At 62.7% G+C, this 24160-nt stretch carries 25 protein-coding genes, 1 tRNA gene and 1 pseudogene; 8 read left to right on the top strand and 19 right to left on the bottom strand.

The annotated features are described in order from the left end of the window. Positions 1-29: 29 nt before the first annotated feature. Genes ACIPZB_RS05775 through dapA form a run of 3 tightly spaced genes read right to left on the bottom strand, consistent with a single transcriptional unit; the run spans position 30 to position 2810 of the window. The gene (locus ACIPZB_RS05775) at positions 30-788 is read right to left on the bottom strand and encodes an MBL fold metallo-hydrolase (RefSeq protein WP_400639325.1); all 759 of its coding nucleotides are present in this window, start codon (positions 786-788) and stop codon (positions 30-32) included. After that, the gene (gene bamC, locus ACIPZB_RS05770) at positions 789-1907 is read right to left on the bottom strand and encodes an outer membrane protein assembly factor BamC (protein ID WP_008097513.1); all 1119 of its coding nucleotides are present in this window, start codon (positions 1905-1907) and stop codon (positions 789-791) included. 15 nt (positions 1908-1922) lie between these two features. Further along, complete coding sequence (gene dapA / locus ACIPZB_RS05765; RefSeq protein WP_008097511.1) at positions 1923-2810, bottom strand: 4-hydroxy-tetrahydrodipicolinate synthase; 888 nt, start codon at positions 2808-2810, stop codon at positions 1923-1925. A gap of 260 nt (positions 2811-3070) precedes the next feature. Here dapA and ACIPZB_RS05760 point away from each other — a divergent pair, with 260 nt between their 5' ends. Then, on the top strand, positions 3071-3631 hold the full coding sequence (locus tag ACIPZB_RS05760) for a glycine cleavage system protein R (protein ID WP_008097509.1): 561 nt from the start codon (positions 3071-3073) through the stop codon (positions 3629-3631). Between the two features lie 11 nt (positions 3632-3642). After that, positions 3643-4116: a peroxiredoxin gene (locus ACIPZB_RS05755; RefSeq protein ID WP_400639324.1), complete on the top strand. Its 474-nt coding sequence runs from the start codon at positions 3643-3645 to the stop codon at positions 4114-4116. A gap of 120 nt (positions 4117-4236) precedes the next feature. Here the strand turns inward: ACIPZB_RS05755 and ACIPZB_RS05750 are convergent, their stop codons facing one another. Next, positions 4237-5307 carry an AI-2E family transporter gene (locus ACIPZB_RS05750; RefSeq protein WP_400639323.1) on the bottom strand — a complete coding sequence of 357 codons (1071 nt, stop codon included), beginning with the start codon at positions 5305-5307 and terminating at the stop codon, positions 4237-4239. A 20-nt stretch (positions 5308-5327) separates the two neighbouring features. Next, positions 5328-5567, bottom strand: a complete 240-nt coding sequence (locus ACIPZB_RS05745; protein WP_051099694.1) for a sulfurtransferase TusA family protein — start codon at positions 5565-5567, stop codon at positions 5328-5330. Positions 5568-5675: 108 nt separating this feature from the next. On the opposite strand from ACIPZB_RS05745, the gene ACIPZB_RS05740 reads away from it, so the two are divergent. Then, positions 5676-7112 (top strand): M48 family metalloprotease, encoded by a 1437-nt coding sequence (locus ACIPZB_RS05740; RefSeq protein ID WP_400639322.1) that lies wholly within the window; start codon positions 5676-5678, stop codon positions 7110-7112. 118 nt (positions 7113-7230) lie between these two features. On the opposite strand, the gene nadA is transcribed toward ACIPZB_RS05740, so the two are convergent. Both nadA and ACIPZB_RS05730 read right to left on the bottom strand, forming a co-directional pair. Then, the gene (nadA, locus tag ACIPZB_RS05735) at positions 7231-8289 is read right to left on the bottom strand and encodes a quinolinate synthase NadA (protein WP_008093460.1); all 1059 of its coding nucleotides are present in this window, start codon (positions 8287-8289) and stop codon (positions 7231-7233) included. Between the two features lie 286 nt (positions 8290-8575). Further along, the gene (locus ACIPZB_RS05730; RefSeq protein WP_400639321.1) at positions 8576-10090 is read right to left on the bottom strand and encodes a YdgA family protein; all 1515 of its coding nucleotides are present in this window, start codon (positions 10088-10090) and stop codon (positions 8576-8578) included. Positions 10091-10105: 15 nt separating this feature from the next. On the opposite strand from ACIPZB_RS05730, the gene ACIPZB_RS05725 reads away from it, so the two are divergent. From ACIPZB_RS05725 to ACIPZB_RS05705, 5 genes and pseudogenes are all read left to right on the top strand, one after another. Further along, positions 10106-10321, top strand: a complete 216-nt coding sequence (locus tag ACIPZB_RS05725; RefSeq protein WP_400639320.1) for a hypothetical protein — start codon at positions 10106-10108, stop codon at positions 10319-10321. Positions 10322-10576: 255 nt separating this feature from the next. Next, positions 10577-11929 carry an APC family permease gene (locus ACIPZB_RS05720; protein ID WP_400639319.1) on the top strand — a complete coding sequence of 451 codons (1353 nt, stop codon included), beginning with the start codon at positions 10577-10579 and terminating at the stop codon, positions 11927-11929. Between the two features lie 66 nt (positions 11930-11995). Further along, positions 11996-13204, top strand: a pseudogene (locus tag ACIPZB_RS05715) (HAMP domain-containing protein); the annotation flags it as partial. A 102-nt stretch (positions 13205-13306) separates the two neighbouring features. Then, entirely contained in the window at positions 13307-14062 is a 756-nt protein-coding gene (locus ACIPZB_RS05710; protein WP_400639369.1) for a methyl-accepting chemotaxis protein, read from the top strand. A gap of 128 nt (positions 14063-14190) precedes the next feature. Further along, entirely contained in the window at positions 14191-15150 is a 960-nt protein-coding gene (locus tag ACIPZB_RS05705; protein ID WP_400639317.1) for a cation diffusion facilitator family transporter, read from the top strand. Between the two features lie 173 nt (positions 15151-15323). Here the strand turns inward: ACIPZB_RS05705 and ACIPZB_RS05700 are convergent. The 12 genes from ACIPZB_RS05700 to ruvA all read right to left on the bottom strand — a co-directional run bounded on the left by ACIPZB_RS05700 (position 15324) and on the right by ruvA (position 24123). Further along, positions 15324-15399, bottom strand: a tRNA-Lys gene (locus ACIPZB_RS05700). 61 nt (positions 15400-15460) lie between these two features. Continuing rightward, positions 15461-16135 carry a 7-cyano-7-deazaguanine synthase QueC gene (queC, locus tag ACIPZB_RS05695; protein WP_400639316.1) on the bottom strand — a complete coding sequence of 225 codons (675 nt, stop codon included), beginning with the start codon at positions 16133-16135 and terminating at the stop codon, positions 15461-15463. 17 nt (positions 16136-16152) lie between these two features. Next, positions 16153-16800: a 7-carboxy-7-deazaguanine synthase QueE gene (gene queE / locus ACIPZB_RS05690; protein WP_400639315.1), complete on the bottom strand. Its 648-nt coding sequence runs from the start codon at positions 16798-16800 to the stop codon at positions 16153-16155. A 160-nt stretch (positions 16801-16960) separates the two neighbouring features. Next, positions 16961-17776 (bottom strand): tol-pal system protein YbgF, encoded by an 816-nt coding sequence (gene ybgF / locus ACIPZB_RS05685; protein WP_400639314.1) that lies wholly within the window; start codon positions 17774-17776, stop codon positions 16961-16963. 6 nt (positions 17777-17782) lie between these two features. Further along, positions 17783-18280: a peptidoglycan-associated lipoprotein Pal gene (gene pal, locus ACIPZB_RS05680; protein WP_008090230.1), complete on the bottom strand. Its 498-nt coding sequence runs from the start codon at positions 18278-18280 to the stop codon at positions 17783-17785. Positions 18281-18333: 53 nt separating this feature from the next. Then, complete coding sequence (gene tolB, locus ACIPZB_RS05675; protein ID WP_008090225.1) at positions 18334-19605, bottom strand: Tol-Pal system beta propeller repeat protein TolB; 1272 nt, start codon at positions 19603-19605, stop codon at positions 18334-18336. A gap of 26 nt (positions 19606-19631) precedes the next feature. Continuing rightward, a complete protein-coding gene (tolA, locus tag ACIPZB_RS05670; RefSeq protein ID WP_400639312.1) occupies positions 19632-20720 on the bottom strand; it encodes a cell envelope integrity protein TolA in 1089 nt (362 codons plus the stop codon). Next, on the bottom strand, positions 20720-21172 hold the full coding sequence (gene tolR, locus ACIPZB_RS05665) for a protein TolR (protein WP_008090221.1): 453 nt from the start codon (positions 21170-21172) through the stop codon (positions 20720-20722). Before tolR ends, tolA begins: the two co-directional genes overlap by 1 nt. A 14-nt stretch (positions 21173-21186) precedes the next feature. After that, positions 21187-21882, bottom strand: a complete 696-nt coding sequence (tolQ, locus tag ACIPZB_RS05660) for a protein TolQ (protein WP_008090219.1) — start codon at positions 21880-21882, stop codon at positions 21187-21189. A gap of 2 nt (positions 21883-21884) precedes the next feature. Next, positions 21885-22337 carry a tol-pal system-associated acyl-CoA thioesterase gene (gene ybgC, locus ACIPZB_RS05655; RefSeq protein WP_008090217.1) on the bottom strand — a complete coding sequence of 151 codons (453 nt, stop codon included), beginning with the start codon at positions 22335-22337 and terminating at the stop codon, positions 21885-21887. A gap of 125 nt (positions 22338-22462) precedes the next feature. Beyond that, on the bottom strand, positions 22463-23509 hold the full coding sequence (gene ruvB, locus ACIPZB_RS05650; RefSeq protein WP_008090215.1) for a Holliday junction branch migration DNA helicase RuvB: 1047 nt from the start codon (positions 23507-23509) through the stop codon (positions 22463-22465). Further along, on the bottom strand, positions 23506-24123 hold the full coding sequence (ruvA, locus tag ACIPZB_RS05645; protein ID WP_400639310.1) for a Holliday junction branch migration protein RuvA: 618 nt from the start codon (positions 24121-24123) through the stop codon (positions 23506-23508). Before ruvA ends, ruvB begins: the two co-directional genes overlap by 4 nt. Between the last annotated feature and the right edge of the window lie 37 nt (positions 24124-24160).

Below are 24160 nucleotides of genomic sequence, written 5' to 3'. Positions count from 1 at the left end.
TGGAGGGCTCCGCTTGCTTGAGTGTTGGGCTAGGCGATTTCGCGCCAGTCGAGCCCATGTTCCTGATTCGCCACCTGGAGCCAGTCCGGATCGCACCCGAGGGTGTCGACAAAGCACTGGCGGGCCAGATGTGGCAGGTTGTTCTTGCTGCTGAGGTGGGCCAGCACCAGGTGTTGCAGGTTGCTCCAGCCCAACTCCTCCACCAGGCGCGCGGCCTGGTGGTTGTTCAAATGACCTTGCATGCCGCCCACGCGCTGCTTGAGGAAGTACGGGTAGTGCCCGCGCGCCAGCAGGTCGCGGCAGTGGTTGGCTTCGATCAGCAGGGCATCCAGGCCTTGGTAGCGCTCCAGCAACCGGGCATCGTAGGAGCCCAGGTCGGTGAGCATGCCAAAGCGCCGGCGACCGTCGCTGAGCACATACTGCAGCGGCTCGTAGGCGTCGTGCTCGACCCGCGCCGCACTCACGTCCAGGCAGCCGATGCGCAGGGTGTCGCCACACGCGAGAAAACCGGCCACCTCCACCGGTTTGCGCATGCCGCGCAAGGTCCCTTGGCTGAGGTAGACCGGTACATTGTAGCGCCGTGACAGCAACCCCACCCCATGCACATGATCGGCATGTTCATGGGTCACCAGCACCGCGCTCAACTGCGCCGCCGACACCCCGAGCAGCGCCAGGCGCCGCTCGGTTTCGCGCAGGGAAAAACCGCAATCGACCAGGATGAACGTGTCACCACTGGCGATCAGCGTGCCATTTCCCTGGCTGCCGCTTCCGAGTACCGCGAAGCGCACTTAGCCCAGGTGGTCCTGAATGGCGCTCAGCACGCGGCGGGCGACATCGGCCGGGGCCACGGTGTTGATGTTCTTCTCGACGGTAACCTGCACGCTCTCGCCAACCTTGCTCAGGCGGACCTGGTAGCGCTCGGCACGGGCTTCACGCTCTTCCTTGGACGGCTCGCTGCCGAACATCCGGCTGAAGAAGCCCGGCTGGTTCTGCTTGTCGTCTGGTTTTTCCGACAGGTTGATGTAGTACAGGCCCAGGCTGCGGTTGATGTCCTCGACGCGCCATTCGCCGCCCTGCTCCAATGCACGGCCTACGCTCGACCAGGCACGGTCAAGGTCAGCACCCAGGTACAGCACCGGGTTGCCGCTGCCGTCCTCACTCAGGCTGACGCGGCTCGGCGCGTCGAAGTCGCGCGCGGCCAGCAGCGACACCGAACCGCCCTTCTCGGCGCTACGGTTCATGCTGGCGAGCATTTCGTCGACCAGCAGCGCATCGGCGCCGGTGTTGCTGGAAGTGGACGGGAACGCAGTATCGGCAGTGCTGCCCGCCGGGCGCTCGACGCTGACGATGTACACCTCGGAGGTGTTGCGTTGTACGCCAGGCTCCATGCGCACGCGAACGCGCACTTCGCTGTCAGCGCTGCTGGCAGTGCTGGCCAGGCGCTGGCCGAGCGATGCCGACAGTTCGTCGAAGCGCTGCCAGGTGGTGGTGAATTCGCCGGTTTGCGGGCGCTCTTCAGCCACTCGGAAACCGTTGTCCTCGAAGAACTGACGCGCCACCGGCCAGACTTCGGCAGGCGAACGCTGGGCCAGCACCCAACGGCTGTTGCCGCTGCGCTGCAGGCTGAAATCGCTGACTTCGGCACCGCCTACCAACGGTTGCGGACGCGGCACTTCGAACTCGCCAGCGACGCTGTCGTCGGCCACGTTGCGCGGGATTGGCAGCAGCGGATCAAGGCGCTTGGCGCTGCTGGCATCCGGCGGCAATTGCATCGGCGCGGTGGGATGGGCCTGCAGGTAATCACTACCGCGGTCGCGGAAATAGCCATCCTCGCCCCACAACCAGCCACACCCACTGGTGCTGGAGATGATCAGGGCGAGTGCGGAAAGACCAGCCAGTCGCTTCATGCGGTGTACTTCCTCTTAAACCAGTACGCCGGACTGGCGCAAGGCAGTACGGACTTTTTCGTGGCAGCCTTCGCTCAGCCAGGTCAGCGGCAGGCGAATGCCTTTGTGCATCAGGCCCATTTCAACGAGTGCCCACTTCACCGGAATCGGGTTGGCTTCGCAGAACAGGTCTTTGTGCAGCGGCATGAGTTTTTCGTTGATCGCGCGGGCCTTCTCGGCATTGCCCTCAAGGGCGGCCTCGCACAGATCGGCCATTTCGCGCGGGGCGACGTTGGCAGTGACGGAGATGTTGCCCTTGCCGCCCATCAGGATCAGCTCGACGGCAGTCGGATCATCGCCGGACAGCACGAGGAAATCTTCGCTGACGCCCTCGAGGATGGCCTTGGCACGGACCAGGTCGCCGGTGGCTTCCTTGATGCCGATGATGTTCGGCACGGTCGACAGGCGGATCACGGTCTCGGCCTGCATGTCGCAGGAGGTGCGGCCGGGTACGTTGTAGAGGATCTGCGGGATGTCGACGGCTTCGGCGATGTGCTTGAAGTGCTGGTACAGGCCTTCCTGGGTCGGCTTGTTGTAGTACGGCACGACCAGCAGGCAGGCGTCGGCGCCAGCGTTCTTGGCGTTCTGGGTCAGGTGCACGGCTTCGGCAGTGGAGTTGGCACCGGTACCGGCGATGACCGGAATGGGGTTCTTGCTGTGCTTGACGCGCTCGACCACATGCTTGATGACCAGGATGTGTTCTTCGACATCCAGCGTGGCGGACTCACCGGTGGTGCCGACTGCGACGATCGCGTGGGTGCCGTTTTCCAGGTGGAAGTCTACAAGTTTGTCGAGGCTGCCCCAGTCAAGACGCCCTTGTGCATCCATGGGTGTGACCAATGCCACCATACTGCCCGCAATCATGTAACTGCTCCTGCCGGAAAAAGAGAGCGGTAATGGTACTGGGGGCATCGACCTTGCACAAGCGAAGCAGGCGGGCGGAGCATTCCCCTCGGCGCCTTATTTCGCTACCCTTGATCCTTTGATCGGTGCAGCGCGGCCCGCCGGGCCGTCGACCTTGCTCCCCGGCCTGCGTCCACGTCCTCGCTTGCGAGCCCCGGGCCCTGCCGACAGGAGGCTTTTGCCCGTCCTGTGCCGACCGCTCATCGCTTTAGGAATGCTGCATGTCCACCCCCACCGTCCGCGAACAATTCCTCGTCATCAGCGCCTTGGGCCCCAACCCTATGGAGCTGGCCAATGTCCTCAGCCGCGCTGCCTTCGAAAACCGCTGCGCGGTCGTCACCTCGCGCCTGAGCCGGCATGGCGAGACCAGCGCCCTGGTCTTGCAGGTGGGCGGCAGCTGGGACGCCCTGGCGCGTCTCGAATCCACCCTGCCGGGCCTGGGCAAGAAACACGGCCTGACCCTCGACGTGGTGCGCAGCGCCGACCAGGAGGTGCGCCCGCAGGCCCTGCCTTATGTGGCCTACGTCAGCGCCGCCTATCGCCCGGACATCATCAACGAACTGTGCCAGTTCTTCCTCGACCACCGTGTCGAGCTCGAAGCCATGACCTGCGACACCTACCTGGCGCCGCAGACCGGTAGCAGCATGCTCAATGCCCAGTTCACCGTGATCCTGCCGGCCGGCACCCAGATCAGCTGGCTGCGCGACCAGTTCCTCGATTTTGCCGACGCCCTGAACCTGGACGCCCTGATCGAGCCTTGGCGCCCACAGAACCCCGTGTAAGGAACCCCGTCATGGCTGTAACACTCGACCAACCCGTCGCCGACTTCCAGGCCCAGGCCACCAGCGGCCAGACCTTCAGCCTGAGCGAGCTCAAGGGCCGCCAGGTAGTGGTGTACTTCTATCCGAAGGACAGCACCCCGGGCTGCACTACTGAAGGTCAAGGTTTCCGTGACCAGCACGCAGCCTTTGAAGCGGCCAACACCGTGGTGTTCGGCGTATCGCGCGATGGCATCAAGTCGCATGAGAACTTCAAGGCCAAGCAGGGCTTCCCGTTCGAGCTGATCAGCGACAAGGACGAGGCCCTGTGCCAGCTGTTCGACGTGATCAAGCTGAAGAAGCTGTATGGCAAGGAATACATGGGCGTGGACCGCAGCACCTTCCTCATCGACAAGGACGGTGTACTGCGCCAGGAATGGCGTGGGGTGAAGGTGCCCGGGCATGTGGATGCTGTGTTGGCGGCGGCTCAGGCGCTGGACAAGGCTTGAGATCGGGCGGGGCCGCTTCGCAGCCCTTTCGCGACGCAAGGCCGCTCCTACAAGGATTGCGCTGTACCTGTAGGAGCGGCCTTGTGTCGCGAAAGGGTCGCGAAGCGGCCCCGATAACATTCAGAGTATCGGTGAAACACTAGGCTCCTGCCGCGGCCAGGCATCCAGCACAGCCTTGATCAGCGTCGCCAGCGGAATGGCGAAGAAAATCCCCCAGAACCCCCACAGCCCGCCAAACAGCAACACCGCGCAAATGATCGCCACTGGGTGCAGGCTCACCGCCTCGGAGAACAGCAGCGGCACCAGCACGTTGCCGTCCAGCGCCTGGATGATCGCGTACACCGTCATCAGATAGATGAACTGGTCGCCCCAGCCCCACTGGAACAACGCAATCAGCGTGACCGGCACGGTGACCACCACCGCCCCCACATACGGCACCACCACCGACAACCCCACCAGCAGCGCCAGCAAGGCAGCGTAGTTGAGCCCGAGGCTGATGAACGCAATGTAAGTGGCAATCCCGCAGATCAGGATCTCGATCCCCTTGCCTCGGATGTAATTGGCGATCTGCCGGTTCATCTCGCTGCCCACCCGGTTGAGCAAGGTACGCTGACGTGGCAGGTAGCCGCTGACCCAGCGCCCGATCAGCTCACGGTCCTTGAGGAAGAAGAACACCAGGATCGGCACCAGCACCAGGTAGATCATGGCGCTCACCAGCAGCGGCAGGCTCGACAACGAGAAAGACAGCGCCCACTGGCCGAACTTGCCGATCTCGCCTCGCACCGACTCGATGGCGCGCAGCACCTGTTCGTCCGATACCAGGTGCGGGTAACGCTCCGGCAACAGCAACAGCAGCGACTGCCACTTGCCGAGCATGCCCGGCAACTCGTTGAACAAGGTGATCAACTGATGCCACAGCAGCGGCACCAGCACCAGCAGGAACACCGCCAGCGCCCCCATGAACAGGGTAAACACCAGCATGACCGCCAAGCGTGTCGGCACCCGGACGCGCTCCAGCGCATTGACCAGCCCCTGCATCAGAAACGCGAGCACCATGCCCGCCAATACCGGCGCGAGCATGCCACCGAGGGTCAGGACCGTGGTAAAGGCCAGGAACAGCAGCACCGCCAGCACCACTGCCTCCTCGTCGGAGAAGTAGCGATGCAGCCAGTCGCGAAGCACTTTGAACATTGACGATCCTTGATTGAGACTCAGGCCTTGCGCAGCCAGTAGGTATAGGTGCCGGCCTCGGCCGTTTCACGTAGCAGCGTATGACCGGCCAACTGGGCGAAAGTGCGGAAGTCGCGCTGGGAACCGGCGTCGGTGGCGATCACCTTGAGCACCGCACCGCTGGCCAGGCGATTGAGCTCCATCTTCGCCTTGAGCAAAGGCAATGGGCAGTTCAGCCCGCTGGCGTCGAGTTCGGCGTCGCAGGTCAGGGTGTCAGTCATCGGGGTGTTCTCCACAAGCGGGGCAGACAGGTTGGCTAGGATACCGCCACTGGTCGTCAACGTGTGAGCCGGCTACAGTAGAGCCTTTATCCGACGCGAGCTTCATGCATGAATCTACTGCGCCCTACCCTGCTGACGCTGGCCTGCCTGATGGCCCTCCCCGGCCATGCTGACGACCTGCCGTCATTGGGCGACGCCAGTTCCGCAATCGTCTCGCCGCAACAGGAACATCAGCTCGGCCGCGCCTGGCTGAGCCTGTTGCGCGGTAACGTCAACCAGTTGAACGATCCGCAGCTCAAGGACTACGTCGAGACCACCGTGTACCGCCTGGCCGAAACCAGCCAGCTGCAGGACCGGCGCCTTGAGTTCATCCTCATCGACAGCCGTGAACTCAACGCCTTCGCCGCCCCCGGCGGAATCGTCGGGGTCAACGGTGGCCTGTTCCTCAATGCCCGTACCGAAGGTGAGTACGCCTCGGTACTGGCGCACGAACTGGCGCACTTGTCGCAACGCCATTTCGCCCGCGGCGTCGAAGCCCAGCAACGCATGCAGTTGCCGATGATGGCGGCGTTGCTCGCCGGTATCGTGATGGCTGCAGGTGGCGCTGGCGATGCCGGTATCGGCATGATTGCCGGTACCCAGGCGGCGGCGATCCAGGAACAGCGGCGCTTCTCGCGGCAGAACGAACAGGAAGCAGACCGTATCGGCATCCAGAACCTGGAAAAGGCAGGTTACGACCCGCGCAACATGCCGACCATGTTCGAACGCCTGGCGCAGCAGTACCGTTATGGCGCCAAGCCGCCGGAATTTCTGCTGACTCACCCGGTGACCGAATCGCGTATCGCCGATACCCGCAACCGCGCCGAGCAGGCGCCCAAGGGCGGCGTAGAGGACAGCCAGCGTTACCAGCTGATTCGCGCTCGCGTGGCCCTCATCTACGAAGAAACGCCAGGCCTTGCGGCCAAGCGTTTCCGCACCCAGCTCGATGATGACCCCAAGCTCGATGCTGCCCGCTACGGGTTGGCCCTGGCCCAGATCAAGGGCGGCCAGCTCAATGAAGCGCGCGAGAACCTCAAGCCGCTGCTGGCCAAGGCGCCCAACGACATCACCTACAACCTGGCGCAGATCGACCTGGACATCACCAACAACCGCCTGGCCGATGCCCAGCAGCGGGCCCAGCGCCTGCAAGGCTTGTATCCGGGCAACTACCCGCTGAAGCAGGTGCGCGCCGACCTGCTGGTCAAGCAGAACAAGCCAGACGAGGCGGAGAAGGTACTGAACGACCTGATCAAGAGCCGCCCGGACGATCCGGACGTGTGGTACGACATGGCCGAGGTGCGCGGTTTGTCGGGCAATACCATTGGGCTGCACCGGGCGCGGGCCGAGTACTTCACCTTGGTGGGGGATTTCGACCAGGCGATCCAGCAGCTGGATTACGCCAAGCGCCGCGCGGGCAACAACTTCCCGTTGGCCTCGCAGATCGACCAGCGTCAGCGGGAGATCATGGAACAGCGGCGTATGGTTCAGGAGATGATGGGGCGTTGAGCATTTTGGGGGCGCTTTGCGCCCCTTTCGCGACACAAGGCCGCTCCTACAAGGGTTGCAGCGTCTGTGTAGGAGCGGCCTTGTGTCGCGAAAGGGCCGCAAAGCGGCCCCAACAATATCAAGCGTTACCGGAAAGCTTCAGCCGCGCCGCCTGGGTAAAGTCGAGCATCCGGTTCAAAGGCTTGATCGCCTTCGGCACCAGCGCCGGATCAACAAAGATCTCGTTACTACCCGTGCGCAAGCAATCCAGCACCCGCTCCAGGGTATTCATCGCCATCCACGGACAATGCGCGCAGCTGCGGCAGGCCGCGCCGTTACCGGCAGTCGGCGCCTCGACGAACTCCTTGTCCGGGCACAACTGCTTCATCTTGTAGAAGATGCCGCGATCGGTGGCGACGATGAAGGTCTTGTTCGGCAGCGTCTGCGCGGCCTTGATCAACTGGCTGGTGGAGCCAACCGCGTCGGCCAGTTCGATCACCGACTCCGGCGACTCGGGGTGCACCAGAATCGCAGCATCCGGGTACAGCGCCTTCATGTCGGCCAGCTGGCGCGACTTGAACTCTTCGTGGACGATGCAGGCACCGTCCCACAGCAGCATGTCGGCACCGGTCTGCTTCTGGATATAGCGGCCCAGGTGCTGGTCCGGCCCCCAGATGATGGTTTCGCCGTTATCCATCAGGCTTTCGACGATTTCGAGCGCGCAGCTCGAGGTCACCACCCAGTCAGCCCGCGCTTTGACGGCAGCCGAGGTATTGGCATAGACCACCACGGTACGCTCGGGGTGCTGGTCGCAGAAGGCCGAGAACTCTTCGACCGGGCAGCCCAGGTCGAGCGAGCAGGTAGCCTCCAGGGTCGGCATGAGCACGCGTTTTTCCGGGGTGAGGATCTTGGCCGTTTCGCCCATGAAGCGCACGCCGGCGACGATCACGGTGTCAGCCGGGTGATTCTTGCCGAAGCGGGCCATTTCCAATGAGTCGGATACGCAACCACCGGTTTCTTCGGCCAGCGCCTGGATGACCGGATCGCAGTAGTAATGGGCGACCAATACGGCATTCTGCGCCTTCAGCTCGGCAGCGATGGCCGCACGGTATTCGGCCTCCTGCTCGGCGGTCAGCGGATTGGGCTGCTTGGCATCAAGGTGGGCCTGAACCAACAGGCGTTCGGAAATCTGGGTCATGATCGCTGGACCTGCAGGCGCGCGTGCGCGTCAAATCGAGTGTACCACCCGGCCCTGACAGATCGGCTAAGGGTGCCGGACGGCTAGCACGCCGCCACGGCCCTCTGCGGGCGCGGATTATTATCGGACGCCGAAGGCTACAGACAAACAAGGGATTTCTAAAGGGGTTTTTGTGTTGCCTGCAGGGGCCCTATCGCCGGCAAGCCAGCTCCCACAGGGATCGCACCGAGCCATCGGGCAGTGTTGTACCTGTGGGAGCCGGCTTGCCGGCGATAGGCCCTACAGATCAGCCCTGAGGCTGCATCGCCGCAAAGTGCGCCGCCAGGATCATGGCAAACGCCTCGACGGTCATCTTCTTGCCGTTGAAGTCGACCATGCCGTCGGCATAGTGCAGGCTCGACACCACCTCATTGCCCTGCACGGTGGCCATGCCGCTCTGCAGCGCCATCATGCCGACCATTTCACCGGCCTGGCTGGACTGCATGGCAATCGCCTGAGCGTCGGTCTGCCCTTCCAGCAAGGCCTGCAGGGTCGCCAGGTCACCGATCATCGGCTTGGACAGCGAGAGCTTGCTCTTGACCTGGGTGATCAGCTGCTTGCTCAGTTGGTCAGGCGGCAAATCGAAGGAAGTCGGGCTGGCGAAATCCATCGACAGGTTGAAGCGGCTCTCGCCATTGGCGGTCTTGAACGACAGGTTCTCCACCGCCAGCTGCGGCTTGGACGCCAGCAACTGCTGCAGGTTGCCCTGGAACTTGGCCTTTTCCGCCTCGTTCATGCGGATTTCCGGCACCGGCTGGCCTGCCGCAGCCGCCGCCTCGAACTCCGGCAAATGTGCCTGGTACCACAGCGACAGCGCCTGGAAGGCCGGGGCATTGAGCGACTTGATGGTCACCGCCATCTGCCCGCTGCCGACCGCGCGGCCGTCCCAGGTAATGTCCGACACCTTGTAATCCACTCGCCCACCGAGGGTGTTGGGGCCGTCGAGGGTCTGCACGACATTCTGCTCGAGGTTTTTGAGCAACAGCACTTGCTGCTTCGGCCCCAGGGTGGCTTTGGCCTGCGCCAGGTGCAGGTCGATATTGCCGACGTAAATCATTTCATGCTCGGTAGCCGCCAGCTTGCCGTCGATCTTCAAGCCCTGGAGCTCGAAGGTCGCCGGCGGGTGGTCTTCGCCCACCAGCTTGATGTCCAGGCGCTCGGCGGCACCCTGGAACTTGGATGCCTTGCCATCCTTGTCACCCGTGGCCTCCAGCTTCAACCCCGAAAAATCGATGCTGCTGCCGTTGGCCTGGTTGATTTTGAACGGCGCCAGCTGGATGGTGCTGTCAGCACTGCCGCCGTAGCCCAGGCTGACATGCGTGGTGATCGGCGGCTGTTCACCGGTGGCGGCGAACCAAGGGGCCGTGAAGTCGTCTTTCTGCAGCACAGTGTTGCTGGTGGCCATGACCGGCATGAGCTTCAGCGCCTTGACCCGCGACCAGGGGAATGGGCCATGCTCGATCTGGTCGGTGAAGCCGACTTCGAAGTTGACCGCATCGCCACTGCCATCGCCAAGGTTGATGTCCTTGGCCTTGAGCCGGTATTGCGCAGTGCTGGAGAAGAAGTGCTGCTCCAACCCGACCCGCTCGATGATCATGCTGCCGCCAGTACCCACCAGGACCTTCTTCAGCTCGGCATTGGCAAGGTTGACGGAGCGTTCCAGTTCCGTGGGCAGCTGCTTGCCGGTGTACCAGGCGCCAGCGGTGGTTGCGACGGCAATGGCGATGGCCAGGCCGGAAAGGATGCCTACTGATTTCTTCATGAATAGAACCGTTCGATGTCCGTATGGCTTGCACGCGACCCGATGGTCGTGCAGAGGGCAAAAGAATATCACTGCAGCTTCGATCCGGTGCTCGCAGCTGAAGCAAATTCGCGCTTTAAGAAATGCCCTACGCAGGACGGGAAAACCTCCCAGTCGTTCATTTTTACGAACATCAAAGTCGATTCAAATCCGCAAAAAACCGCGCGCAAAGTGAACATTTCGGCCTTTTAATCGATAAAAATTTCAATTTCGTAACATCTTGTCATATTTAACTTGACACCCATGGGCCCATCGTTTTTTATTTTCACCACCTCGCCCAGCGCCCGATCCACGAAGAAGAAAAAGTCGCGCCGTCATGATGCTCGGATGCCCCTGCCCGCACGCTTCACTCTCCTCGTCAAGGCACTGCCAGCCTGACATCGGCGCCTAGCCCGCGCCTACCTCTGCTCCAAACAAAAAAGGTGAACAACATGGAGCCACACCAGCATGCAGACTGACCACAACGCCACCGGCAACGGCCAATTCCGTAAATCCCTGCGCCTCTGGCACGTGGTCATCATCGGCTTGGCATACCTCACGCCAATGACCGTGTTCGACACTTTCGGCATCGTTTCCGGCATTACTTCCGGTCACGTTCCCAGCGCCTACCTGCTGGCCTTGGCCGGCGTCCTGTTCACTGCCGTGAGTTACGGAACCCTGGTGCGTCGCTTCCCACAGTCGGGTTCGGCCTACACCTATACCCAACGCGCCATCAACCCTCACGTAGGCTTCCTGGTCGGTTGGTCGTCGCTGCTCGACTACCTGTTGCTGCCCATGGTCAACGCGCTGCTGGCCAAGCTTTACCTCTCGGCCATGTTCCCTGAGGTGCCGGAGTGGATGTGGGTGGCCGGCTTCGTCACCCTGATCAGCCTGATCAACATGCGCAGCATCAACCTGGTGGCGCACTTCAACCTGCTGTTCGTGGTCGTGCAGCTGGTGATCATGTCGGTGTTCATCTACCTCTGCGTGCGCGGCCTGGGCCAAGGCGAAGGGCTGGGCACCACCTGGAGCCTGACACCCTTTACCGACTCGCAGACGCAGTTCAGTGCCCTGGCTGCCGGCGCGACCATCCTGTGCTTCTCGTTCCTGGGCTTCGACGCGGTCACCTGCCTGTCGGAAGAAACCAAGGACCCGGGCAAGATCATCCCGCGGGCAATCTTCCTCACCGCCCTGATCGGCGGCGTGGTGTTCATCGCGGTGTCGTACTTCATGCAGGCGTACTTCCCCAACAACGCCCGCTTCCACGACCCGGAAGCGGCCTTGCCGGAAATCGCCCTGTACGTCGGTGGCAAGCTGTTCCAGTCGATCTTCATTGCCTGCACCGTGATCAATACCATCGCCTCGGGCCTGGCCTCGCAGACCAGCGTGTCGCGCCTGCTGTACGTCATGGGCCGTGACAACGTGATCCCCAGCAGCGTGTTCGCTCGCCTGCACTCGCGTTACAAGACCCCGGTGGTGAACATTGCCGTGGTCGGCGTGATTGCCCTGTCGGCCATCTACTTCGACCTGGTGACCGCCACCTCGATCATCAACTTCGGCGCGCTGGTGGCCTTCAGCTTCGTCAACCTGTCGGTGATCTGCCACTGCTACCTGCGCGAAGGCAACCGCCAGGGGCTGGCCAACAAGTTGAAGTACCTGGTGCTGCCGACCATCGGCTTCTGCATCATTGCCAAGCTCTGGCTCGACCTCAATGAGCACTCGCTGGTGTTTGGCGGCCTCTGGGCGTTGCTGGGGCTGGTGTACCTGGCCTGGCTGACCAAGGCCTTCCGGGTCGCACCGCCGAACTACGTCGCCGAATGACACTTGCCACCGACAACGCCCGCGCCTGAACGCGGGCGTTGTTCATCTTCGATAAGGAAAGCCAAGATGCCGCTGCGCCGCCTGTCCATCCAATGGAAGATCACCCTGCTCGCCGGCCTCTGCCTGCTGGCCATCGTCGCCTTGCTGGTGGCCACCTCGCTGACCCAGGCTCGGCGTAGCGCGGCCCTGGTCAGCCAGGCCAACAGCGAAATGCTCGATCTCAGCGCACGCCTGCGCCTGCAAGCCCACGCCGAAACCCAGGCCCTGCGTATCCAGCGCTACTTCATGGATGGCTACCAGTACGCCAATGGCTTCGCCCGCCTGGCACAGGTACTCAAGGCCCGTGGCGGCAGCGACCTGCGCGCCGAGCTGACCCGCCAGGCCCACGCCAGCCTTGCCGGCAACCCCGACGTGATCGGCCTGTACCTGGTGTACCAGCCCAACGCACTGGACCATCAGGACAGTCAATTCGTCGGCCAGGACGCGCTCGGCAGCAACGAAAGCGGGCGCTTCTCGCTGTACTGGTCGCAACCACGCCCAGGCACGTTGGAACTCGAGGCCATGCCCGAATCGATGCTCAACGACAGCAGCCTCGGCACCAACGGCGCCCCCAAGAACCGCTGGCTGACCTGCCCTGAGGAGACGGCCAAAGCCTGCGTGCTGGAACCCTACCTGGACGAGGTCAATGGCCACCAGGTGCTGATGACCAGCATCGCGCTGCCACTGCTGGAGAATGGCAAGGTGGTCGGCGTGGTCGGCCTGGACATCGGCCTGGACAACCTGCAGCAGTTGAGCCTGGAAGGCCGCCAAGACCTGTTCGACGGCCAGGGCCAGGTCAGTATCGTCAGCGCCAGCGGCCTGCTGGCCGGCCACAGCCGCGACAGCTCGAAGCTGGGCGCACCGCTGGACCAGGCCGTGGCCAGCGGCCTGTTGCGGGTCGCCCGGCCGTTCTCGCCGATCCCCGGCGCAGCCCCTTGGCAAGTGTTTCTGGAGCTGCCTGAGGCCGTGCTCCAGGCGCCCGCCGTGGCCCTCAACCAGCGCCTGGACGCGCACAACCAGAGCGCCAACCTGAACGGCCTGCTGATCGGCCTTGGCGCTGCGGTACTCGGTCTGCTGCTGGTCTGGCTGACCGCGCGTGGCGTGACCCGGCCGATCCTGGCCGTAGCCGCGCGGCTGGAAGACATCGCCAGCGGCGAAGGCGACCTCACCCGCCGCCTGGAATACGCCCGACAGGATGAACTGGGCCAGCTCAGCGGCTGGTTCAACCGCTTCCTCGACAAGCTGCAACCGGTGATTGCCCAGGTCAAGGGGTCGCTGCTCGAAGCCCGCGGCACCGCTGACCAGTCGGCGGCCATCGCCAGCCAGACCAGCAGTGGCATGCAGCAGCAGCAACGCGAAATCGAGCAGGTCGCGACGGCCGCCAATGAAATGAGCGCCACGGCCCAGGATGTCGCCCACAACGCCGCCCAGGCAGCTCAGGCAGCACGCGGTGCCGACCAGGCCAGTCGCGAGGGCTTGCAACTGATCGCCAGCACCCGCGAGGCCATCGACCAGCTGACGGCCGGGATGAATACGGCCGTGGATGAGGCCCGCGCCCTGGAGAGTCGTAGCGAGCAGATCGGCTCGGTACTGGAGGTGATCCGCTCCATTGCCGAGCAGACCAACCTGCTGGCACTCAACGCGGCCATCGAAGCGGCGCGCGCCGGGGAAGCCGGGCGCGGCTTCGCTGTCGTCGCCGACGAGGTGCGCACCCTGGCCCGGCGCACCCAGGTGTCGGTGGAAGAAATCCGCCAGGTGATCGAAGGCCTGCAACAAGGCACCCAGGATGTGGTCGGCGCCATGCACGCTGGCCAGCGCCAGGCGCAGGCCAGTGCAACGCGCATGGAGCAGGCGCTGCCGGCCTTGCAACGGATTGGCGAAGCGGTGGCGGTGATCAGCGACATGAACCTGCAGATTGCCTCGGCGGCGGAGGAACAGAGCGCCGTGGCCGAGGAAGTGAACCGCAACGTGGCCGGGATCCGCGATGTGACAGAATCGCTGTCGGGCCAGGCGGATGAATCGGCGCGGATCAGTCAGGCATTGAACCGATTGGCCAATCAGCAACAGGCTTTGATGGAACAGTTTCGCGTCTAGTCTGTACGGGCCCTATCGCCGGCAAGCCGGCTCCCACAGGTACGGCACAGGTTTTGAAGACTGTGCTTCACCTGTGGGAGCCGGCTTGCCGGCGATAGGGCCACAACCTTTTTGAATGAGTTTTACCCATGGAATCACCCAACAAACCACCCTTCTTCGACATCACCAGCGAACAGGGCCTGCTACGCACCTCGATCGCCGTCACCCTGTTCATCGCCACCATCGGCATCGCCTTCGGCCTGGCTTCAGGCTCGTTCTCGATCGTCTTCGACGGCGTCTACTCGCTGGTCGACGCCAGCATGAGCGGTCTGTCCCTGGTGGTGGTCAAGCTGATCACTTCGCACGCCACCAGCCTGCAGCTGTCACGCAAGCTACGCGAGCGCTTCACCATGGGCTTCTGGCACCTGGAACCGATGGTCCTGGCGCTCAACGGCATCCTGCTCAGCGGCGTGGCCATCTACGCGCTGATCAACGCCGTCAGCAGCCTGCTCGAAGGCGGTCGCCACCTGGAGTTCGGCATCGCGATGATCTACGCGGTACTGACCGTGATCGCCTGCGCCACCATCGCCGTGGTCGAGAACCGCGCCAACCGCAAACTGAAATCCGACTTCGTGCGTATGGACGTCAAGGGCTGGATCATGTCGGCGAGCATTACCGCAGCCTTGCTGATCGCCTTCTGCTTCGGCTACGCGGTGCAGGGCACGCAGTGGGAATGGGTGTCGCCTTACATTGACCCGGCGGTGCTGGCACTGGTGTGCCTGGTGATCATCCCGCTGCCGCTGTCGGTGGTGCGCCAGGCCATGTCGGAAATCTTCCTGGTGACGCCAGGCGACCTCAAGCAGCACGTGGACGAAGTGTCGCGGGCGTTCGTCAGCAAGCACGGGCTGCAGTCCTACCGGGCCTATGTGGCCAAGGTTGGGCGCTCGCGGGAAATCGAACTGTACTTCATCGTGCCCAAGAGCATGGGCGCCAAGTCCATCGACGAGTGGGACGCGCTGCGCAACGAGATTGGCGATGCCGTGGGTGGCGAAGGGCCGGATCGCTGGATCACCGTGGTGTTCACCGGGGATCCGGAGTGGGCGGAATAGGGGCCGCTCTGCGGCCCAATCGCCGGCAAGCCGGCTCCCACAGGATCTGCACAGCCATTGAGGGCAGTGAACACCCTGTGGGAGCCGGCTTGCCGGCGATGAGGCCACGACAGAACGCCAGAAACGACAAAGCCCGCCACCGTTTCCGGTAGCGGGCTTTGACTTACTGCATATGGTGGGTCGTGTAGGATTCGAACCTACGACCAATTGGTTAAAAGCCAACTGCTCTACCAACTGAGCTAACGACCCGTTGGATGGCGCGTATAATACTGATTTCTAACGGGAAATCAACACCCCATCAAAACTTTTTTCAAAAATAACGGGTTGGATCCTCCACCCCGGCTGCGTTGAAGCCGTCCGCGCGCAGGCGGCAGCTGTCGCACTTGCCACAGGCGCGCCCTTCGTCGTCGGCCTGGTAGCAGGAAACCGTCAGGCTGTAGTCGACACCACGCGCGATGCCCGCCTGCACGATCTGCGCCTTGCTCAGGTTCTGCAGCGGTGCCTGGATACGGAAGCCCTGCCCCTCGACACCGGCCTTGGTGGCCAGGTTGGCCATGCGTTCGAACGCTTCGACAAACTCAGGGCGGCAGTCCGGGTAGCCGGAGTAGTCCACGGCATTCACACCAATGAAGATATCGCGCGCTTGCAGCACTTCCGCCCAGCCCAGCGCCAGGGACAGGAACACCGTGTTGCGGGCCGGCACGTAAGTGACCGGGATGCCCTCGCCGGGGGTTTCCGGCACGTCGATGCTGCTGTCGGTCAGGGCTGAGCCACCGATGCCGTCGAGGTTCAGGCCAATCACCTTGTGCTCGACCACGCCCAGGTCGCGGGCGACGCGAGCAGCGGCATTCAGCTCGGCACGGTGGCGCTGGCCATAGTCGAAGCTCATGGTGTAGCAGCTGTAGCCCTCGGCCTTGGCCATGGCTACGACGGTGGCCGAGTCGAGGCCGCCAGACAGCAGGATTACTGCGCGTTTCTCAGTCATGTGCTCTTACTCTCAATTCAACGTCCGGGTTCGTCGTTCCACAGCAGCTTGTGCAGCTGCATCTGGAAGCGCACGGGCAGGTTGTCGGCAACGATCCAGTCGGCCAGTTCACTGGCGTTCACCTGGTGGTGGCTGGGCGAGAACAGCACCTCGCCGGCACGCTCGGCGAGGTTGTACTGGATCAGCTTGGACACTGCCCAGTCATAGTCCTCGCGGGAGCAGATGACGAACTTGACCTGGTCGTTGGCGGTCAGGTGCTCGATGTTCGCGTAGAGATTGCGATGGGATTCTTCAGAGCCCGGGGTCTTGAGGTCGACCACACGGCTGACGCGCACGTCGGTCGCCGAGATATCCAGCGCGCCGCTGGTTTCCAGCGAAACCTCATAGCCGGCATCGCACAGGCGCTGCAGCAGCCGCAAGGCATTCGGCTGGGCCAAGGGCTCGCCACCGGTGACGCAGACATAGCGCGGCTTGAAGCCCGCCACCTGCTCCATGATCGAGTCGAGGGTGCGTACGGTGCCGCCACTGAAGGCGTAGGCACTGTCGCAATACTGACAGCGCAGAGGGCAACCGGTCAGGCGCACGAATACCGTGGGCAGCCCAGCCGTTCGCGTTTCACCCTGCAACGAGTAAAAGACTTCGGTGATGCGTAGTGTTTCTTGCATGATCGCCACGGGCGTGACAGCTAAACAGGCTGTCCGCCTCCGTCAGGCACTGCAGCGAACTCGACAAGGCGTTATCCGCTGCAGCGTGTTTACGAAAAAAGGGCTGTGATTCTAACGAAAAAACCCGCGGCTAGCGCGGGTTTCTTTCCAATGGCACAGCTCAGAGCTTCTGCAGGTCGCGTTGCGCCAGCTGCGCGGCAGAGGTGCCGGGATACTGGGTGATGACTTGCTGCAGGATACCCTTGACCTTGTCGGTGTGGCCCATGCGGCGCTCGACGTCAGCGAGCTTGTACAGGGAATCCGGCACCTTGCTGTGCTTGGGGTACTTCTGGCTGACCTGGGCGAAGGCCTGGCTGGCAGCGGGAAGATCACCCTTGGCCAGGTTCACCTCGCCCAACCAGTACTGGGCATTGCCGGCGTACTGGCTGTTTGGGTACTTGCGCAGGAAGGCATTGAAGGCCTGGCTGGCCTTGTCGAAGTCCTTCTGCTTGATCAGGTCGAAAGCGGCGTCGTAGTACAGCTTTTCTTTCGCCGGATCGCCCGGTTCGCTGCTGGCGGCCGGTTGTTGTGCAGCAGCGCCTGCGGCGCCAGCTGCGGCACCGGCGGCGGCATCGGGAGCTGCACCGGTGGAGGAATTATCGGGGGTCGCGGCAGGCGCGCCACCACTGTTGATGCGACGGTCCAGATCCTGGTAACGCTCCAGGTTTTCCTGCTTCATGCGCGACACATCGTTCTGCAACTCTTCGATGATGCCTTGCTGGCGGGAGATCTGGTCCTGCATCTGTTGCAGCTGCATGAACAGCTGGCCCTGTGCCGAGGCAGGGGTCGAAGCCCCTGCCCCGGCATAGGCGCCGCTCGTGCCATAACCCGAAGGTGGGTAAGCACCTGCGTTGTCATCTACTACAGGAACCGCAGCCCACGCTGAAAGCGGAAGGCTGAGTGCGAGGACGGTTACAGCACGACGGCACTTATGCATAGGAACTTACTTACGCAGTTCTACGCGACGGTTCTGAGCCCAGGACTGCTCGTCGTTGCCGGTGGCAACTGGACGCTCTTCGCCGTAGGAGACCAGTTCCAGCTGAGCAGGGGAAACGCCCTGCAGAACCAGGTAACGTTGAACGGCCTTGGCACGACGCTCACCCAGAGCCATGTTGTACTCGCGGGTGCCGCGCTCGTCGGTGTTGCCTTCCAGAACAACGCGGTTGCCGTTGGACTTCAGGTCCTTGGCGTGAACGTCCAGAGCGCGCATGGCTTCTGGCTTCAGGTCCGAGCTGTCGTATTCGAAGTAGAAGGTGGTGATTGCGCGCAGGGCCGCTTCTTCGCTCAGGGAGCCGTCGACAGCACCAGTGTTGGCGCCGTAACCAGCGTTCGGATCAACAGCGCCTTCACCAGCGTTGTCACCGCCTTTCGAGGAGCAACCTACAGCTACGGCCATGGCCAGAGCCAGCGCAGCAAATTTACCAAACTTCAGCATTTCCATCGTGAAACTCCTAATGAAACCCCAGTGTGTTAAGCAAAAGTATTACGCCGCAATCAGTTCAGGTAAGGGGACCAGGACGGTTCTCTGACTTCGCCTTGAGCGGTAGGAAGTGGGAGCCTCACGCGGCCATTAAGCGACACGAGCATCAAGACTCCCCGGCCCTGCTGGCGGGTGGCGTAGATTAGCATGGTGCCGTTTGGCGCGACAGTGGGAGACTCGTCAAGACTGGTCTCGGAGAGAATCTTTACACTTCCGCGTTGCAAGTCTTGTGCCGCCACTTTGAAGTTGGTGAAACCCTGCTGGCGATGAATCATTACCAGGGTCTTTTCGTCCGCCGAAAGTTTCGGGTTGGCGTTGTAGTTACCCACGAAAGTCACGCGCTCGGCACCACCACCGCTGACCGACTGTTTGTAGATCTGCGGCTTGCCGCCACGGTCGGAGGTGAAGTACAGGGTGTTGCCATCCTTGCCCCAGAACGGCTCGGTGTTGATACCCGGGCCGGCGGTGACACGGCTGATCTGGCGAGACGCCACGTTCATCACATAGATGTCCGGGTTGCCGTCCTTGGACAGCACGAACGCCAGGCGCGAACCATCAGGCGACCAGGCCGGCGCACCGTTCAGGCCCTCGAAGTTGGTGACCTGCTCGCGGCGACCGGTATCGATGTGCTGGACGAAGATGCGTGGGCGCTTCTGCTCGAACGAGACATAGGCGATCCGCTTGCCATCCGGGGCGAAGCGCGGCGACAGGATCGGCTCGCGCGACTGCAGCAGCGTCACTGCACGTGCACCGTCGTAGTCCGAACGCTGCAGGGTGTAGCGGGTATTGTTGGTCGAGAAGCGCTCGGCAGTCACGTACAGCATGCGGGTAGAGAACGCACCCTTGATGCCGGTGAGCTTCTCGAACGACTGGTCGGCGATGTAGTGCGACATGTCGCGCAGCTGGTCGGTGGTGCCCGCGACGCTACCGGTCAGCACTTGCTGCTCGGTGGCGACGTTGAACAGCGCGTACTGCACCTGCAGGCGGCCGCCCGACGGCACGATGCTGCCGACCATCACGTACTGGGCGCCCAGGGCTTTCCAGTCGCGGAAGATGACTTCGCTGGCCTGGGTCGGCTGGCTGATCATGTTCTGCCGCGGAATCGGCGAGTAGTAGCCGGAGTTGCGCAGGTCGTTGCCGATGATGTCGGCCATGTCTTCCGGCAGTACGCTGCCACCCTGCAGACCGAACGGCACTACCGCGATGGGCGTGGCCCGATCGCTGCCGCTGGTGACCAGGATGTTCTTTTCCTCTGCCATGGCCATGCCAGCCACGCAGCAGAGCATGACCAACATTCCTCGAAGGAGTTTAATCACAACGCTAGATCCTCAGGTGTAAATGTCATCTTGAACGAACGATAACGATTGAAATCGCTCGGTTTCATACCCTGCATCTCGGTCAAACGACCAATGTTCTTGACCGCAGCCACCGCCGAACTGTCAAACGGACCGTCCCCACTGGAGCGGATCACGGTAACACCGGTGATAGTGCCGTCCGGCAACATGTTGACCTGCAGGGTCACCGTCATGCCCTTACGCGCGGAAGGTGGTCGCGCCCAGCCCTCGGCCGCGCGCAAGCGGATCAGGTCGTCGAAGTCGCCGGCCACCTGGTCACCCTGCTCGTCGGCCAGCGCCTGCTGCCGCTCGGTGGTGTCGGACAACAGCTCGGCCAGGGCCTGGGCTTTCTTGTCTTCCGCCGCCTTGCGGGCCGCTTCCTGTGCCTTTTTCTTCTGGGCGTCTGCAGCGGCCTTTTTCTTGGCCTCTTCAGCTGCCTTCTTCTTCGCGTCCTCGGCCGCCGTCTTCTTCTTGGCGTCCTCGGCTGCTTTCTTCTTCGCTTCCTCGGCGGCCTTTTTCTTGGCCTCCTCGGCGGCTTGTTTCTTGGCTTCTTCTTCGGCCTGCTTCTTGGCCTCTTCTTCAGCTTTCTTCTTGGCGATGTCGGCCTGCTGCTTCTCGGCGGCCTTCTTCGCCTCCTCGGCCTTCTTGGCTTCGGCGGCTTTCTTGGCTTCCGCGGCCTCGGCTTTTTTGGCTTCGGCGGCCTCGGCTTTCTTCGCCTCGGCAGCTTCGCGAGCTTCTTCGGCCTTTTGAGCAGCGTCAGCTTTCTTTTGTTCCGCAGCCTTGATGGCCTCCTGCTCGACCTTCTTCTGCTCCAACTGCTCGACTTCGGTCTGGCGCGAGGCGGTTTTCTTCGCTTCCCCGGCAATCTTCTGATTGGTCTGGGTAGTCGCCTGGCTCTTGGACTTGAGCTGATACAGGGTAGCCTGAACGATCGGCTTGGAAGGCGGCAGCTCTGGCGTCATGGCAAAGCTGACGAACAGCATCGCGAACACCAGCACATGCAGGCCGATGGCCCAGACGCTGGGCCAGAAGTAGCTTTCCGAGGCGGATGGCTCTCGCTGTTGCATCAGGGCGCCTCGGTAATCAGGCCAACGTTACCGACACCGGCCTTCTGCAACCCGCCCATGGCACCCATGACCGCGCCGTAGTCGACAGCCTTGTCGCCACGAATGAAGACCTGGGTCTGCTTGCCCTGGTCGCGACCGGCGGCAATGATCTTGGTCACCGCGCTGGTCATGTCGGGCAAGGTCATGGCCTTGTCCATCTGTTTGTCGGTATCGACTTCACTGCCGAGGTTCCAGTAGTAGGTCTTGTCGGCTTTGATGGAGATGGTGAGGATCTGGACGTTGTTGTCCTGCGGCAAGGCTTCACTGGAAACCTTGGGCAGGTCGACCTTCACCCCCTGGTTGAGCATGGGGGCCGTCACCATGAAGATGACCAGCAGCACCAGCATCACGTCGATGTAAGGCACCACGTTCATCTCGGCGACCGGCTTGCGTTTGTGGCGAACTCGGGCCATGGGTTTCTACCTGATTACTCTTCGCTGGTGTGCACTTTGCGGTGCAGGATCGCCTGGAACTCGTCGGCGAAGGTGTAGTAACGGCCGATCAGCACTTCGCTGCGGGCAGCGAAACGGTTGTAGGCGATTACCGCAGGGATTGCCGCGAACAGGCCGATGGCGGTGGCGATCAGCGCTTCGGCGATACCCGGAGCAACAGTGGCCAGGGTGGCCTGCTGTGCGCTGGCCAGGCCGCGGAAGGAGTTCATGATGCCCCAGACGGTACCGAACAGGCCGATGTACGGGCTGGTGGAACCGACGGTGGCGAGGAACGGCAGGCTTTGCTCGAGCTTTTCTTCTTCGCGCGAAATGGCCACGCGCATGGCACGGCCTACACCTTCCATCACGGCATCAGGGTCGACGCCCGGCTGCTGGCGCAGGCGCGAGAATTCCTTGAAGCCGGCGCGGAAGACCTGCTCCACACCCGAATCCGGGTCTGGGTTGCTGCCTGCCTGACGGTACAGCTTGGACAGGTCGATACCCGACCAGAAGCGCTCCTCGAAGGCATCCAGCGCACGACGACCGGCGCGCAGCATGGTGCTGCGCTGGAAGATCATGATCCATGAGGTGACCGAGGCGGCCACCAGGATCAGCATTACCAGCTGTACCACCACGCTGGCATTGCTGACCAGACTCCACATGGAGGTATGGTCGACGACGTTAGCTTCCACGCTTATTCTCCTGCATTCGATTGATTACCCGAGCCGTCCGCCATAAAGGCGTCGCGCAGCTCCGGGGGTAGGGCTCGGGGTTTGAAAGTGTCGGCGCGTACGGCGGCCACCAGGAACTGCCCTTCGCAGAGCAGCGTTTCATCCTTTTCTCGCCAGACCTGCTGTACGAAACGCAGGCTGGCGCGATTGAGTTCAAGTACTTGCGCGGTCACCCGGAGCTCATCGTCCAGGCGCGCCGGCGCGTGATAGCGCGCTTCGCTGGAATGAACCACGAACAACAGGTTGTCCCCGGCCAGTTGCTGCTGGGAAAAGCCCAGGTGTCGCAGCCGCTCGGTACGCGCGCGCTCCATGAATTTCAGGTAGTTGACGTAATACACCACGCCACCGGCATCGGTATCTTCGTAATAGACGCGACAGCGGTGTGCGAAAGGTTCCAGGCCATTTTGCGCGCGCATACTCTAGTGCTTACTCCTCAGCTTGCCAATCCGCTGCGGCAACTGTTTTTTGCTCATTAATGTCGAATTGCCAGCGCACCCAGGGCATGCCAGCGGTAGGACCACGAAAAGCCGGTTTCGATCTGTCATTCATCGCCTGCTTCGGAAAAATCTCCCCCCTCGCCCAGGCGCCCGGGAACATTCAGACCAAAGTGCAGGTAGGCATGCCGGGTGACCACACGGCCACGTGGCGTGCGCATGATATAGCCTTGCTGGATCAGGTAGGGTTCGAGCACGTCCTCGATGGTGTGACGTTCCTCGCTGATCGCCGCCGCCAGGTTGTCCACCCCCACCGGGCCACCGTCGAACTTCTCGATCATGGTCAGCAGCAGGCGCCGGTCGGAATGATCGAAACCGCGCTCGTCGACATCCAGCAGGTTCAGCGCCAGGTCGGCCACGGCCTTGGTGATCTGCCCTTTGCCGCGCACCTCGGCGTAGTCACGCACACGGCGCAGCAGGCGGTTGGCGATACGCGGTGTGCCACGGGCGCGGCGAGCGATCTCGTAGGCGCCCTGGTCCTCGATGGTCAGGCCGAGAATGCCGGCCGAGCGGCTGACGATGGTCGCCAGGTCCTTGTCGCTGTAGAACTCCAGGCGCTGGACGATACCGAAGCGGTCGCGCAACGGGTTGGTGAGCATGCCGGCACGGGTGGTGGCGCCGACCAGGGTGAAAGGTGGCAGGTCCAGCTTGATCGAGCGCGCCGCCGGGCCCTCGCCGATCATGATGTCGAGCTGGAAGTCCTCCATGGCCGGGTACAGCACCTCCTCCACCACCGGCGAGAGCCGGTGGATCTCGTCGATGAACAGCACATCGTGGGGTTCGAGGTTGGTCAGCATGGCCGCCAGGTCGCCCGGGCGCTCCAGGATCGGCCCGGACGTACTCTTGACCGACACGCCCATTTCCTGGGCGATGATGTTGGCCAGGGTGGTCTTGCCCAACCCGGGCGGGCCGAAGATCAGGGTGTGGTCGAGCGACTCGTTGCGACCGCGCGCGGCCTGGATGAACAGTGCCATCTGCTCGCGCACCACCGGCTGGCCGATGTACTCGTCCAGGCGCAACGGGCGGATCGCACGGTCCTGGACTTCTTCACGGTCGCGGCCACTGGCGGCGATCAGGCGGTCGGCTTCGATCACTTGGTAATCATCCCTTTAAGGCTGCGGCGGATCAGGTCTTCGCTGCTCAGGCCGGCCTTGTCCTTGATGGCGGACACCGCCTTGCTCGCTTCCTGTGGCTTGTAGCCCAGGGAAACCAGGGCACTGACAGCGTCAGCCTCGGCCGTGGAGGCACTGCTGACCGGCACCGGGCCGTCGGACACCAGGGTGAACATGGCCGGGGACGTTTCCCAGGCCTTGAAGCGGTCCTTGAGCTCGACCAGCAAGCGCTCGGCAGTCTTCTTGCCGACACCGGGTACGCGCACCAGCGCCGAGGTGTCCTGGGCTTGCACGCAGCGCACCAACTCGTCTGCCTCAAGGCCCGACATCAGCGCCAGCGCCAGCTTCGGGCCCACCCCGTTGAGCCGAATGAGCTCACGGAACAGCTCACGCTCGCGCTTTTCATGGAAGCCGTACAACAGGTGGGCATCTTCGCGCACCACCAAGTGGGTATGCACGGTCACGCTTTCGCCCACCTTGGGCAAGCGATAAAGGGTGGTCATGGGCACTTCGAGCTCATAGCCCACACCGTTGACATCGATAACCAGGTGCGGTGGCTGCTTTTCCGCCAGGGTGCCGCGCAAACGTCCAATCACGTTCCGATCCTTCCTCTCGGGGCCGGTCAAAGACCGG

This window comes from Pseudomonas sp. NPDC089396 (assembly GCF_044749545.1).
Taxonomy (GTDB): domain Bacteria; phylum Pseudomonadota; class Gammaproteobacteria; order Pseudomonadales; family Pseudomonadaceae; genus Aquipseudomonas.
Note: the sequence above shows the minus strand (reverse complement) of the source record. Positions and strands in the feature narration are given on the sequence as shown.

Bases quoted from the DNA above. Each gene is read 5' to 3' on its own strand.
- queE (WP_400639315.1), bottom strand. From the start codon at position 16,800: ATGCAAGAAACACTACGCATCACCGAAGTCTTTTACTCGTTGCAGGGT.
- bamC (WP_008097513.1), bottom strand. From the start codon at position 1,907: ATGAAGCGACTGGCTGGTCTTTCCGCACTCGCCCTGATCATCTCCAGC.
- tolR (WP_008090221.1), bottom strand. From the start codon at position 21,172: ATGGCCCGAGTTCGCCACAAACGCAAGCCGGTCGCCGAGATGAACGTG.
- ybgC (WP_008090217.1), bottom strand. From the start codon at position 22,337: ATGCGCGCGCAAAATGGCCTGGAACCTTTCGCACACCGCTGTCGCGTC.
- ACIPZB_RS05725 (WP_400639320.1), top strand. From the start codon at position 10,106: ATGTCCGTATGGCTTGCACGCGACCCGATGGTCGTGCAGAGGGCAAAA.
- pal (WP_008090230.1), bottom strand. From the start codon at position 18,280: ATGGAAATGCTGAAGTTTGGTAAATTTGCTGCGCTGGCTCTGGCCATG.
- ACIPZB_RS05760 (WP_008097509.1), top strand. From the start codon at position 3,071: ATGTCCACCCCCACCGTCCGCGAACAATTCCTCGTCATCAGCGCCTTG.
- queC (WP_400639316.1), bottom strand. From the start codon at position 16,135: ATGACTGAGAAACGCGCAGTAATCCTGCTGTCTGGCGGCCTCGACTCG.
- ACIPZB_RS05755 (WP_400639324.1), top strand. From the start codon at position 3,643: ATGGCTGTAACACTCGACCAACCCGTCGCCGACTTCCAGGCCCAGGCC.
- ACIPZB_RS05720 (WP_400639319.1), top strand. From the start codon at position 10,577: ATGCAGACTGACCACAACGCCACCGGCAACGGCCAATTCCGTAAATCC.
- tolA (WP_400639312.1), bottom strand. From the start codon at position 20,720: ATGCAACAGCGAGAGCCATCCGCCTCGGAAAGCTACTTCTGGCCCAGC.
- nadA (WP_008093460.1), bottom strand. From the start codon at position 8,289: ATGACCCAGATTTCCGAACGCCTGTTGGTTCAGGCCCACCTTGATGCC.
- ybgF (WP_400639314.1), bottom strand. From the start codon at position 17,776: ATGCATAAGTGCCGTCGTGCTGTAACCGTCCTCGCACTCAGCCTTCCG.
- ACIPZB_RS05745 (WP_051099694.1), bottom strand. From the start codon at position 5,567: ATGACTGACACCCTGACCTGCGACGCCGAACTCGACGCCAGCGGGCTG.
- ACIPZB_RS05710 (WP_400639369.1), top strand. From the start codon at position 13,307: ATGCAGCAGCAGCAACGCGAAATCGAGCAGGTCGCGACGGCCGCCAAT.
- ACIPZB_RS05740 (WP_400639322.1), top strand. From the start codon at position 5,676: ATGAATCTACTGCGCCCTACCCTGCTGACGCTGGCCTGCCTGATGGCC.
- ACIPZB_RS05730 (WP_400639321.1), bottom strand. From the start codon at position 10,090: ATGAAGAAATCAGTAGGCATCCTTTCCGGCCTGGCCATCGCCATTGCC.
- tolB (WP_008090225.1), bottom strand. From the start codon at position 19,605: ATGCTCTGCTGCGTGGCTGGCATGGCCATGGCAGAGGAAAAGAACATC.
- ACIPZB_RS05705 (WP_400639317.1), top strand. From the start codon at position 14,191: ATGGAATCACCCAACAAACCACCCTTCTTCGACATCACCAGCGAACAG.
- ACIPZB_RS05750 (WP_400639323.1), bottom strand. From the start codon at position 5,307: ATGTTCAAAGTGCTTCGCGACTGGCTGCATCGCTACTTCTCCGACGAG.
- dapA (WP_008097511.1), bottom strand. From the start codon at position 2,810: ATGATTGCGGGCAGTATGGTGGCATTGGTCACACCCATGGATGCACAA.